Origin of the sequence: Emticicia sp. W12TSBA100-4 (assembly GCF_040253585.1) — a bacterium.
Classification (GTDB): Bacteria; Bacteroidota; Bacteroidia; order Cytophagales; family Spirosomataceae; genus Emticicia.
Genome location: NZ_JBELAU010000008.1, coordinates 180,164 through 192,910, shown reverse-complemented (window position 1 = coordinate 192,910; position 12,747 = coordinate 180,164). Strand labels below are relative to the sequence as shown.

The following is a 12,747-nucleotide window of genomic DNA, read 5'->3' as shown; positions in this document are numbered from 1 at the left end:
TATGAATAAAACTGCCAAAATACTACTTCTCGACGACCATTTTATGGTTCTTGAAGGATTAAAATCAATATTAGCTCAAAGTGCTGATATTGAGATAGTTGCTACTGCCGTAAACGCTTTTGATGCACATGATTTATTGAAGAAACATCCAGAAATAAACTTAGTGCTAACTGATATAAACCTGCCCGATGTCAGCGGAATAGAGTTTTGTGCAAAAGTAAAAAAAGAATTTCCGCATATACAAGTAATTGGCATTAGCACTTTCAAACAACGAAGTTACGTTTCGCAAATGATGCAAAATGGTGCTTCGGGTTATGTAGTAAAAAGTGCCAATGCCGATGAAATTCTGTTTGCGATTCGAGAAGTGATGCATGGCAAATTTTATTTTAGTAGTGAAATAAATACTGCCGAAAACATCGTTTCGCCCGATTCTGCCCCAGCCCTTACTCGTCGAGAAAAAGAAATTTTGTTACTGATTGCTCAAGGTATGACTAATAATCAGATTGCTGAGAAATTATTTTTGAGTCCATATACCATTGATACCCACCGCAAAAATTTACTTTTCAAATTTGAAGTTGCTAATTCAGCCCAACTTATCAAAAAGGCTACCGAGGTGGGGTTGGTTTGAGTGTTTCAAAATCGCACATCTTGAATCTCTTTTGTTCGCTCAAAGAGAGCCTTTGCAAACGGACAAAGTGGTAGAATTTTAAAATCATTAGCACGAGCATAGTCAACCGCTGCCATCACAAGTTTTTTGCCTACTCCTTTGCCTTCAAATTCAGGAAATACTTCGGTGTGGTCAATGATAAACTTATTTTCGCCCGCCCAAACATACGTCATTTCGCCTGCAATTGTATCATTTTCAATGGCTTTGAAGATGCCATTTTTTTGATTGTTCTCTTGTGTGATTTCCATAGTTTTATAATATTGAAGTCTCTGATAAACAGAGACTTCAGTAAAATGATTTAATTGATATCTTTCCCTTCTTTCAATTTTGCAATTTGTGCCTCTATTACTTTTTTACCTGCCTCATTCGGGGTTTGTTTCAAAGCCATTTCTGCATATTTTACAGCATCCATAAATTTGCCTTTGGCCGAATAGCCACTCATCAAACCGCTATTTACGCCCAACACATCGCCATATCTTTTCTGCGATGCCAAAAATACCTCCATTGCTTTGTCGATACGTTTTTGCCCAATCAACTGACGACCATAAGTAGTATATTGATTAGCCGTGGCTATTTGCAAGGCTTCATTCATTACCGAATCTGCTTCCGAGACTCGATTTAGTTTCTCGTAAGCCGTAGCGAGGTTGCGTAAAGTCACGAATGTTATTTGTCCGCCAGTGCCATTAACCGCTTTTTTGCTCCAAACTAACGCTTCATCTAAATTGATATTTTTACTAAAGCAATACTGAGCTGCCGACATCACAAGTATAGGATTGAAACCTTTGCGGCTTGTCAGCTCTTCTCTGATTCTGGCTAAAACTATATTATCAACATCTACTTCAACCCTAAATGGTACCGAAACTTTCTCCCATTGCATGGCTATCACACATGACTTTTCCTTATGTTCAATAAATTCATACTTGAGCCATTCTACACTTTTATCCAAAGCAACAGGTTTCACGTTTACCCTCAAAACATCATCTTTTTCATCATAGCTAAAGCTACCCCAAGCCTCAGTTTGCTTCGAGAAGATAACCATTACGCTCTCAGCTCCCATCGCCATAAAAATTCCGTAAGTGCCTGCTTTAATTGCTTGGCCTTCCACTTTTACATCATGTTCAAATGTGATTGTTGTGCACTCGTTTGCTCCCGCTCGCCATGGAGAATTGTTTTTGCCAGTAGTAAAATTACCCGACGAAAAACCATAAGTTACAGGATTGCCATCGCCAAAAATCTTGCCTTCACGCTTATTTACATCGGGGCGGCTATATTTAATTGTAATAGATGTGATACCAACTTCTTCCGAAACGGTAGCTCTTGGATTATTGGCCGATGCGGGCAAGTCTAATTGAGCTTGTGCAATTTGAAGAATGCATAAAAAATGAATAGCCAAAAGGAATACTTTTTTCATAGTAGAGAAAGGATTAAATGGTTAAATTCTTTTTAGATTTTATTTTCTCTGAATTTTATATGCTTAGAGAAGTAAAATGAAAAGTAAAAATAGTATTTGTTGTGAAACTATTGATAATTACCTCCTAAAACTTGATAACTTGTCTGAAGAAATTTGAAAATAGTTTACCGTAAATATGCACCAAATCTTCAATTGAATTCTTTTTAAACTATAATTCAGAATTTTGTATAAATATCTTTCCTCCAAATAAAATTCTTTAATCATGGAATAGTTATATATATTAATGTTTCAAGACTATTGTTGTTTTTCATAGAAATGCCTTATAATTAACACCTTAGATGGCCTTTTTATCATTTCATTAAAGGTTTTGAGCGACACATTCTTTGCGAGTGTCTAAAAAAAATACAAACTTTTATACAAACACTTGTTTTATAAAAATATTGGTAGTAGTTTTGCACTTGTATTAAAAAAGGCACATCTGTATAGAGCCTCTGCGTTCATAAAATCGTTTCAAAGAGCATATCTCTTTCAATCAATTTCCTTTCAGGGCAGCAACAGATGGTTCTCATCGTTCGCTTTATCATTTTTTTTCGGCTATCGGGGCAATCCACGGTTTTGCGTGAGGACGACAGTGACGTTCCGACTAAAACATTTTATCCTTAATGGAACAAGTAAAATTTTCTGACCTTCCGGTCTCAGAGTACATCCTGCGTGCAGTTGAAGAAATGGGTTTTGAGTACACAACTCCAATTCAAGCACAAGGTATCCCAGTTGTGATGCGTGGTGGCGACTTTATTGGTCAAGCACAAACAGGAACAGGTAAAACAGCGGCATTTGGTATCCCTGCAATCGAAGCAGTTGATGTTGATAGCAAAAGCACACAAGTATTAGTAATGTGTCCAACTCGTGAGTTGGCTCTTCAAGTAAAAGAACAAATCCAGAAATTAGCTAAGTACAAAAGAGGCCTCAATGTAGCTGCCATTTATGGTGGTGAATCGTATGAGCGTCAGTTTTTGGCTTTGAAAAAAGGTTCACAAATTGTGGTCGGAACGCCTGGTCGTATCATGGACCACATCGACCGCAAGACCTTAATATTGAGTGATATTAAATTGGCGATTTTGGATGAGGCTGACGAAATGCTTAACATGGGCTTCAGAGAAGATATCGAAAAAATCTTATCTTTCGCACCAGAAGAGCGTCAGACAGTATTGTTCTCGGCAACAATGTCACCAGAAATCCTTTCGATTGCGAAACGTTTCCAGAAAAACCCTGAAATCGTTCGTACATTAAAAACTGAGGTTTCAAACGCAAACATCGAGCAGTTCTATTTCTCAGTTCGTCGTGAGGCGAAAATGGAGGTAATGACTCGTTTGATTGATGTACATAACTTGAAATTGATGTTGGTATTTGCTAACACAAAGTCAAAAGTTGACGAAATCGTAAGTGATTTGCAGATTCGTGGCTATGCTGCCGAAGGCTTACACGGCGATATGCGTCAGCAAGTACGTACACAAGTAATGAGCAAATTCCGTGCGGGTACAACCACAATCTTGGTTGCAACCGACGTAGCTGCTCGTGGTATTGACGTATCGGGTGTGGATGCAGTATTCAACTACGATGTACCGCAAGATTTAGAATATTACGTTCACCGTATCGGTCGTACTGGCCGTGCTGGAAAGACTGGAAAAGCATTTATGTTTATTTCGGCTCGTGAAAGAGGTGCTTTACGTGGTATAGAAAACTACACAAAAGCGAAAATCGAACAAGGAACAATTCCTACGTACGCTGAGTTAGTTCAGACTCGTCACCAAAGATTTGTTGACCAAGTAAAAGAAACGCTTACTGCTGGTGTTGATGAAACCTACGATGGTATCATTGAGCAATTGAGAGAAGAAGGATACTCTGATGTACAGATTATGGCTGCTTTGATTAAAATGCAAGTGGGTGTTGTGAAGAGCGATTTTGCTGACCACCAATTATCTGATACTTTCCGTGAGTCAAGAGGTGGTGATAGAGATGCAAGATTCGGTGGAAACAGCCGTGACTCAAGAGCTCCTTATGGACGTAGAGAAGGAAGCAATAGTTTTGGTGGAAGCCGTGACGGTGGCCGCCGTGATGATGGCGTACAACGTGAACGTCGTTTTGAACCAAGAGAAAGACGTCAAGAAGGTGGACGTGGTTCTGGCAATGCCGACATGGTACGCTTATTTTTGAGCTTAGGTCGCAAAGATAATGTTGCTCCAAACCATATCGTAGGTGCAATTACATCTGAAACTCGTATTGCTGGTCGTGCGATTGGACAAATTGATATTTACGACAAATTTAGCTTCGTTGAAGTACCGCAAGCTGATGTGAAGCGTGTATTAGAAGGAATGCAAGGCAAAACTATCAATGCTCGCCAAGTGAGCATGGAAGTTGCTAAGTAATATTTTAGCGGGCGGCGTTCCGCTCCACAGACGATAGTCGACGGACGACAGTAAAAAAGCGAAGTGAAAGTTTTTCGAGACTTTTGCTTCGCTTTTTTTGTTAAAATCAGGCCTTCGACAGCCGAAGCTGTCGAAGGCCCGAAAATTACTTCACATATTTCTCCTTCACGGTCATTTCCCAATCTCCCAAACTGCCGTAAAGAACCATCGAGCCGAAGCGGAATTTATCAATTATTTCAGTGCCTTCCGAGACAGAATCATAGAATTCCTTATCGACTGGCAATTCAAATTCTATCGCATTGACTGCATCTTTGATATGCTTTTTAATACTCAACGAAAGATGCGACTGCTTCAGCCGAAGTTTGAGCATATACTTCGGACCTTTGGCATTTACGCCTTCTTTGAGTGCTTTTACTTGAGCAGCTAAGGCCGCATTTTCTTTTTTTAGATTTTCGAGTTCTTCATTATTTCCGCAAGAAATAAGTGAAAATACAGCAAGAATTGTGATAATTGTTTTCACTGTGGTGATTGTTTAGTGGTGATTTAAACTAAATCCCAGCCTTTGCGGGGTTCTCTCGAAAGTAGAGCGTTGGCATCAGTATCGTGTCGGAATTTTTCTTTTTTAGGATTCCAATGAAGCTCTCTACCCAAACGGTATGAAATCAGACCCAAGTGCATGGGCATTGTCATTTTTCGTGCATATTCGAGGTTCGATTGTGGTTGTGTACGGTTTTTTACGGCCGTCACAAAGTTTTGCTGATGCCCTGCTGAGCGTATAATAGTTTTAGGAATTTCGGGAATATCACTCATAGTTACACCATTGATTATTATTTCTTTACTGCTATAATCACAAATCAATGTTCCTTTTTCACCCTCAAAATACGCTCCGATACCACGTTTTTCTGCTCCTGGTACATTTGGTGGAGTGGAAGTCCAGTAGAGTTTGAGGTCTTCAAAATCATATTCAATATCAATCCATTTTGGAGCATCGCCCGTTCCTTCGGGAGCTTCGCCTTTGGCACTGATGCGATTGAGGTTTTTCGGGTCGATTGCCCACCAAACTACATCTGCAATATGACACCAAAAATCTTGAAAAACGCCACCCGAATAGTCAAGAAAATAGCGGTATGTAAAATGGCATCGCTCGGGCGTGTACTGCGAGTAGGGGGCTGGGCCAAGCCACATATCCCAATTGAGGTTGGCTGGAGGCGTTTGAAAATTTGAAGGTCCCAAAACTGGCGGAAAACCTGTTTTCCATAATCTTACGGTTTTTACTTTACCGATTGCACCCGATTGTATGATTTCGGCCACTCGGTGGTAATTTTCGCCTGCGTGTATTTGTGTGCCAAGCTGAAAAATTCGGTCATATTTTTTCATGGCTTTTAGCATTTGTTGTCCTTCCCGCACATTATACGAGAGCGGTTTTTCGCCATAAACATCTTTTCCTGCTTGAAATGCCATAATTGCTACTTGTGAATGCCAGTGGTCAGGTGTGGCACAAGTGATGGCATCAACATCTTTGCGTTCGAGCAGATACCTGAAATCTTCGTAGGTTTGGGCTTTATTATCAGGGTGTATTTCTTGGAGAACTTTTTGGGCTTTGGCCAAATGATTTTTGTCTAAATCGCATAAGCCAACTACCTCAACTTCGGGCAGATTCGCAAACCATTTAAGGTGTTGCGTTCCCATGCCATTGATGCCGATGTGTGCTACTCTCAGGCGGTCGCTGGGTGCTACTTTTCGGGCAAAAGTTGGAGTAAAAGCCAAGCCCAGAGCAGCAAGGCTGGTTTGCCGCATAAAATCACGGCGATTAATGAGAGTTTGCATTGAGTGAAGGTATTTTTAGGCGTTGAATATTGTTGTTTACTCGTCAAAGTTGTCTTATATTTTGGTCTTTTCAAAATACAATCGGTTTAAACTGAATATCAACCCTTCGGTTTCGTTCTCGGCCTTCCCAAGTATTATTGTCATAAGCGGGTGCATCGAAAGCAAAATCTTTAAACTTTATTTTTTCCTGCGGAATATCCATTGCTTTGAGCAGATCAATAACCGAGGCACTTCGCATTCGACTGAGGTATTCGTTAAATTCACGTCCGCCAATATTATCGGTGTGGCTCATAATATTGATTTCGTAATATTCAAGGTGCTTAATGTTCTTCACAAAATCATATAACTCTTGGGCTTGTTGCTTGCTGATGTAGGCACTGCCGCCTCCAAAATAAATACTTCGTATCATTTCTTTTACTTCCTGACCAAAGGCAGCAGTATTCAAAGAAAATAGGAGTAAAGCAAAAAGCGTTTTCATGTGATTGTAGTTTTGAACAAGTGCTTCTTCAAATTTATGAAAAAAATACTACAATCGTTCAATATTTTCATCCATCCAATGTGCGTGTTCTTTCAGCCAAGATTTCATTCGGCTGATTTCTTTTTCGTGCGAACCTTTCGTTGAATTTGGAGTGATTCTTTCATTCAGAATATCCCATCGCTCGAAGTTTCGTGCCACCATTCCTTTTTCGGTGATTTCTTTGTTAAAACCATCAATCGTTCTATCGAGTTGATTATCAGATAATTGTTTTGCTCGCAAAGCCTTCCACCTTACAATAAGTTTGTTTTTGAAAGCTTCATCTGATACTAAACGTTTCCACCAAAATGGCACAAGCCAAGCATCGCCCGAACAATATTGGTTATACTGAAATACCCATGCGTGGCGATTCATACCATCACAAAAACCATTGTCAGAGCCAAAGGCAATGTCAAAGTCCCAGATTGGACCCATTTGTAGTTTTCGGCCTCGGTCTTTTTGCAGATATGTACTGAGTCGGTAGCCATCGTGGTTTTGCATAAGTTCGGTCAAGATGAAAAAGTCAATGAAACTATCTACATCAATGTAATTTTGATAGCCTTTTTCGGGGTCTTTAAAATTTTCGGAAGCCAAGGCATTTTCAAAAGCCGAAATGTAGTTTTGGATGTATTTCCGCTGAATAGGATTGATATTTTTTACCTTCGGATATTCATACAAAAAGTGTGTTTTGCTTCTTTTACTCGGCCTTCCTTTGGTATCATATTGAGAAACGAAAGAGTTTTCTTCATTATAATCTGAGTCATTACGGTCGTTTCCTACGGTTTTATCAATTTTCAAGATATAACCGCCCGTAATTTTCTCGGCAGTAGTATCGTTTTTGCTCAGCTTAGCAATTTTTATGCGGTCATTGTCTTGTTTGAGTTTTTCCATCAAGACATAAAAACCCAAGTATTCACCATTGATTTCTAACTCCACAAATTTTGTACGGGCGGCATATCGACCAATGTCGTTTGAGAGTTGATATGCAACTGTATTTCGGAGCAAAGTTTTATCTCCATAAGGGCCGTGCAAGACCCAAGCCGAGTTTTTGGGTAAACCTAAAAGTGAAGATGCTGAAGATTCATCTTTGGCGTTGCGGAGTTCAAAACCATACGATTTTTTGTTATAAAACATCTGAGAAGTAGCTCCACGAAGCTCGATTCCGATAGACGACTGGAAAACTGTACTATCTTTTAGTACGATTTTCATGGCAGCTTTTCGCTTGGGGTCGTCAACGATTTCTTTATCAGATTGAATGATGATGCACGGAACGTTTTTGTTCTTGGGTGTTTGCAGAATGTAGTCTTTCTGATGCGAACTATTACAGTTCAGCAGCCCCCATACAATGAAGAGAGGGAGAGTTAAAAGTAATTTCATTTTTATAGCTTTTTCAATTTGTGCTGTAATTTATAGATTTCATCAGAAATCCACAAAAAAAGCGTAGCAAGTTTTGAGTTGCTACGCTGAAGTCTTCCTTTTTATTCAGTCAACTTTACTCTTCATAATAATACCCAAAGATTATTCCCATTTCGTCTTCGGTTGTTAGTCCGAATCTTACGGTTTTATCGGAAGTATTATTATATGTAATTCTTGACGTTAGACCCTCACCTTTTTTGAGCGAAATATTGGGCAAATAGTTGATTTTTTCGGGGTGTTCCCAGTTGGTTGAGGTATAGACCACTTCGCCGTTTCTTGCACCTCCTTTGATTAAAATCTCAAATTTTTCACCAAATTTATGGGTATGCGAGAAGAGCATCACGATTTTTACGTTTTTATCGAAAGTAAAATCTTTACTTATCACTGTGCGAGTTTTGGCAGGAATAGTCAGGCTTTGATTGCCGAAATCAATCACTTTAAGTACATTTTTTACTTTGGCTTTTGGTGTGGTGTAAAGATTGATATTTACTTCGCCAGGAATTGCTTTTGTGCCTCTATTATAGTAATGTGAATTCATATCAAAAGTAGCATTGGCGGGTACTTCAACGGCAGTTCCTTCGGGGAAAGTATAGTCATCGTTGGCTTCGCTACCACCAAAATTGAAAACATGATTACCCATTTGAGCAAAAGTTACGATATTATAAGAGCCATCGGGATTACGTAAATCACGGATTTGGTTGATTGCTCCAAGATTGACGTTATTTCTGAAACCATATAGAATAAAATGGTGGCTTCCTGGACGCATACTTATTTGCATACGATTGACATACACGGTTTCGGTATTGCCCAGTGGTTTTCTGACAAATAATTCTCGTTCGAAATTGGGAGCAACATCAAATTTATCCAAAACCATTTGGAAGCCAGTGCCTGCCGCTGGAGGTGGCAATCCCAAGAAAATAGAAGTACTTGGAGTGGTATCATCGAGCAGTGAGGCATCGGCTACATTTCCAGTTGCGGGAGCTCCTGCTTCAATCCAACGTCTGATAAATTCGATTTGCCCGACCGAAAGTAAATCTCCTCCGAGTGGCATAACCAAACCATAACTTTTGCCACTGTGGTGAATGGGGTCGGTAAAAAGTTTATGATAAAGTAAACTTTCAAATGATTTGAAGGCTTTTACAAGTTTAAATCCATCTTGTACTGCATTTTTGTTGACGGGGGGGACCTCAAATAAATTTTTGTAGGCTTGTCCTTTGGCCAGGACCAATTTGTGTTGGGCAAAAGTACCATCAGATTGTGAGGCGTGACAGCCTATTGTGGCACAACTTTTAGTCAAGATTTTATCTTGAATTAAATCGAAACTGGAGGTATTTGCTGCGATTTGTTCTTTCTGAGTGCAAGAGTTCATCAAAGTTGCAGTCAGCACTACGGCAGCAGAGAGTGTCGATAAAAGTGTATATTTCATAGAAATTGGTTCAGTAGAATCTTATTCTTGAACGAATATAGCCGTAAAATGTTATTTTTTGACCAAAAACTTGATAAAAGGTTTAGTTTTAATTGATAATTGTTAATGGATAATTAGGTGAGCTTTTATAAAATGTAAAACTCCTATTTCTTTATAAGCTATAATTAATCATTAATAATTTATCATTTAGTAAGTTTCTCCCGCTGACCAACATACAACCCAACAATCACTAAGGCCGTACCGAGAAATGTGTGGTAAGTGATGGGTTCATCAAGTAAAAAATAAGAGTAAGTAAAGCCAAAAATTGGACATAAAAATAAGAAAAAAGAGGCTTTTACCGCATCAATTTTTAATAAATATAACCAAAGATTTACGGCAATAATTGAAACTGGAACAATGAGCCAAAACTCTGATAGATAGAAGATTAGGTCGTAATTGTTTGGTTTTTTGTGCATTAAAAAGGTAAGTGGAAGCATAAGTAAACCACCCAAAAACACTTGCCAACCGTTGATGGCCGTACGTGAAAGTTTCCAGTCGATGTTAGAATAATAAATAGTGCCGATAGAGTAGGAGAGCATACACAAAAACATATACAACAGACCCAGTGGCGTTGCATAACTATTTTGAATGAGCGGATAGCAAGCCAGTCCCACGCCAATCATACCCAAAAGTACAGCCATCCACTCAGAAGATTTTACTTTTCTACCCAACCAAACGGCTGATAATATACTGATAAAAAGCGGGTTAGTGGCAGTTGAAAGACTGCCAATTCCAGCAGCTACTTCGCTTACTCCCAATACAAAAAAACTTAGGTAAAGCGTAACGTTCAATAACCCAAAAATCGTCAGTTCTTTCCACTCTTTGCCTTGTGGAAGTCTATCTTTTTGAATGAAAAACGAATAGGCAAGCATACCAACACCTGCCACCAAAAAACGAACTTGAAAAAGCACCAAAGGCTCAACCGAACGCAAGCCAATTTTGGCCGCCGCCGATGCCGACGCCCACAAAGCGGCAAAAAGAATACCAAGAAGTATAGTTTTTAAATTCAAAACTTATGATTTTAGACCGACCAAAGATAAGGCATTTTGGGTGGTTTGTTGCACAACTTCTTCGAAATCTCTTGCTTTGATTTCGGCAATTCGGCGAGCCACCAATTCGAGGTAAACTACTTCATTGCGTTTGCCTCTGTACGGAACTGGGGCAAGGTAAGGCGAGTCGGTTTCGAGAACGAGGTGTTTTAAATCAATATGGGGCAAAATTGTGTCCATTCCGCCATTTTTGAAGGTAGCCACTCCACCAATTCCCAATAGAAAATTTATTTCGACGATTTTCTGAGCTTCCTCTAAATTTCCCGAAAAACAGTGAAAAATACCTCGTAAATCTTCCCAACCAAATTGTTTGATAAGCTCAATACAACGCAAAATAGCATTATGTTCGTTGTTTTTTGAGTTGCGAGAATGAATACAAATTGGCAAATTATATTTCTTGGCCAGAGCCAGTTGACGTAAAAAAACTTCTTCTTGCTGAGCCACAAAAGTCAAATCCCAGTAGAAATCAAGGCCAATTTCGCCAATCATGATAAACTTTCGGCGTTCGAGCCACTGCTCAACTACGGCCAATTCTTCCTCAAATTTTTCTTTTACATAGCACGGATGCACGCCCATCATGGCATGGCAAACGTTGGGATATTGTTGTTCGAGAGCCAACATACCATCAATGGTTTCGTGGTCGCAATTGGGCATCCAGATTTGTTTTACTCCTGCCGCAAATGCACGTTTGAGCATGGCATCACGGTCTTCATCAAATTGCTCATCGTAAATGTGAGCGTGAGTTTCTATCATTATTCTTTAGTTTTTTGCTTCAAAACATCCAAATATTCAATCACTTGGTTGATTTGCTCTGTGCTTAGTTTTTCTTTCCAACTGGGCATTTTACCTTTTCCGTTGGCAATAATTTCATAGTTTTCGGTGGTAGTCAATACGCTTTTTTGAAGGTTTTTTGCTCCTAAAAGTCGTTTTGTTCCATCTTTTCCGTGGCATTTTGCACAGTTTTTCTCGAAAATCTCTTTTCCAGTAAATTCTTGATTTTTCTTGTTAAAACTTATGGCTGACAAGCCAATGGCAATCGAAATGATGATTGTTTTCATGTTAAATTTTTAGTTTTTCTTTGAACACAAATCATTTACGTTGGTTTTGTTAATGAAGATTCAAGAATGACGAAAACTTATGGTATCAAATTATTCAACAAAATTACGATTGAAAAATCAAAAACCTTAACTTTGGCAATAAAACCATTGATGAATGAAAGTTTCGGTAGTAATTATTACGCTTAATAATGTTCGTACGATTAGGCAAGTTTTGGAGTCGTTAAAAGGTTGGGCCGATGAGATTGTGGTAGTAGATAGCGGAAGTACCGACGAAACCGTAAGCATTGCCAACGAGTTTGGTTGTAAGACACAATACCGAAAATTTGATGGTTTTGGTACACAAAAACGTTTTGCCGTTGACCAAGCCCAAAACGACTGGATTTTTATCGTAGATTCTGACGAAGTTGTGAGCGAAGAACTAAAAAAAGAAATTGATATTGCTTTGCAAAGCTCTGAATATCAAGGATATATGATACCCAATACGCTCGTTTTTCTCGGAGGAGTCATGCGGTATGGGCGTGAATATAAAATGCCTCATTTACGCCTTTTTAATAAAAAATTTGGTAACTATAATGACCGAGAAGTACACGAAGATGTGGTTTTGAATGGTAAAATTGCTACGCTTAAAAATCATGTGTTGCATTATAGCTATGCCGATTTGGCTGAGGTCTTTCAGAAAATGAATAACTATTCATCTCGTGGAGCGAACGAACTCTATAAAAAAGGCAAAAAGGCTTCTTTGCTCAAAGTCGTTACGAAATTTCCGCTTACTTTCTTTACCGAATATTTTATCAGACTTAATTTTTTGAATGGTTATCGTGGTTTTGTTTGGTCTTTCACACAGAGTGTTTATGCTACGATGAAATATTTGAAACTTAGAGAATTATTAATGGTTAATTGTAAATTGTAAATTA

The 12,747-nt window shown here is 38.9% G+C and carries 13 protein-coding genes; 3 read left to right on the top strand and 10 right to left on the bottom strand.

What is annotated here, in order from left to right; genetic code table 11:
• The first annotated feature begins 1 nt into the window (after position 1).
• A complete protein-coding gene (locus tag ABR854_RS13220; protein ID WP_350265876.1) occupies positions 2-628 on the top strand; it encodes a response regulator in 627 nt (208 codons plus the stop codon).
• Positions 629-633: 5 nt separating this feature from the next.
• Here the strand turns inward: ABR854_RS13220 and ABR854_RS13215 are convergent, their stop codons facing one another.
• Together ABR854_RS13215 and ABR854_RS13210 are read right to left on the bottom strand one after the other, a co-directional pair.
• Positions 634-993 carry a GNAT family N-acetyltransferase gene (locus ABR854_RS13215; protein WP_350266024.1) on the bottom strand — a complete coding sequence of 120 codons (360 nt, stop codon included), beginning with the start codon at positions 991-993 and terminating at the stop codon, positions 634-636.
• The gene (locus ABR854_RS13210; protein WP_350265875.1) at positions 966-2,078 is read right to left on the bottom strand and encodes a DUF2911 domain-containing protein; all 1,113 of its coding nucleotides are present in this window, start codon (positions 2,076-2,078) and stop codon (positions 966-968) included. Before ABR854_RS13210 ends, ABR854_RS13215 begins: the two co-directional genes overlap by 28 nt.
• A gap of 662 nt (positions 2,079-2,740) precedes the next feature.
• On the opposite strand from ABR854_RS13210, the gene ABR854_RS13205 reads away from it, so the two are divergent.
• The gene (locus tag ABR854_RS13205) at positions 2,741-4,504 is read left to right on the top strand and encodes a DEAD/DEAH box helicase (RefSeq protein ID WP_350265874.1); all 1,764 of its coding nucleotides are present in this window, start codon (positions 2,741-2,743) and stop codon (positions 4,502-4,504) included.
• 145 nt (positions 4,505-4,649) lie between these two features.
• Here the strand turns inward: ABR854_RS13205 and ABR854_RS13200 are convergent, their stop codons facing one another.
• The 8 genes from ABR854_RS13200 to ABR854_RS13165 all read right to left on the bottom strand — a co-directional run bounded on the left by ABR854_RS13200 (position 4,650) and on the right by ABR854_RS13165 (position 11,833).
• Complete coding sequence (locus ABR854_RS13200) at positions 4,650-5,024, bottom strand: hypothetical protein (protein ID WP_350265873.1); 375 nt, start codon at positions 5,022-5,024, stop codon at positions 4,650-4,652.
• Between the two features lie 23 nt (positions 5,025-5,047).
• Complete coding sequence (locus tag ABR854_RS13195; RefSeq protein ID WP_350265872.1) at positions 5,048-6,331, bottom strand: Gfo/Idh/MocA family protein; 1,284 nt, start codon at positions 6,329-6,331, stop codon at positions 5,048-5,050.
• Between the two features lie 70 nt (positions 6,332-6,401).
• Positions 6,402-6,809 (bottom strand): OmpA family protein, encoded by a 408-nt coding sequence (locus tag ABR854_RS13190; RefSeq protein ID WP_350265871.1) that lies wholly within the window; start codon positions 6,807-6,809, stop codon positions 6,402-6,404.
• 48 nt (positions 6,810-6,857) lie between these two features.
• Positions 6,858-8,222 (bottom strand): CotH kinase family protein, encoded by a 1,365-nt coding sequence (locus ABR854_RS13185; protein WP_350265870.1) that lies wholly within the window; start codon positions 8,220-8,222, stop codon positions 6,858-6,860.
• A 115-nt stretch (positions 8,223-8,337) separates the two neighbouring features.
• Positions 8,338-9,687 carry a monooxygenase gene (locus ABR854_RS13180; RefSeq protein WP_350265869.1) on the bottom strand — a complete coding sequence of 450 codons (1,350 nt, stop codon included), beginning with the start codon at positions 9,685-9,687 and terminating at the stop codon, positions 8,338-8,340.
• Between the two features lie 182 nt (positions 9,688-9,869).
• A complete protein-coding gene (locus tag ABR854_RS13175; RefSeq protein WP_350265868.1) occupies positions 9,870-10,736 on the bottom strand; it encodes a DMT family transporter in 867 nt (288 codons plus the stop codon).
• Between the two features lie 3 nt (positions 10,737-10,739).
• A complete protein-coding gene (locus ABR854_RS13170; RefSeq protein ID WP_350265867.1) occupies positions 10,740-11,528 on the bottom strand; it encodes a TatD family hydrolase in 789 nt (262 codons plus the stop codon).
• A complete protein-coding gene (locus ABR854_RS13165; protein WP_350265866.1) occupies positions 11,528-11,833 on the bottom strand; it encodes a c-type cytochrome in 306 nt (101 codons plus the stop codon). Before ABR854_RS13165 ends, ABR854_RS13170 begins: the two co-directional genes overlap by 1 nt.
• Before the next feature lie 154 nt (positions 11,834-11,987).
• On the opposite strand from ABR854_RS13165, the gene ABR854_RS13160 reads away from it, so the two are divergent.
• A complete protein-coding gene (locus ABR854_RS13160; RefSeq protein ID WP_350265865.1) occupies positions 11,988-12,743 on the top strand; it encodes a glycosyltransferase family 2 protein in 756 nt (251 codons plus the stop codon).
• Positions 12,744-12,747 lie beyond the last annotated feature (4 nt).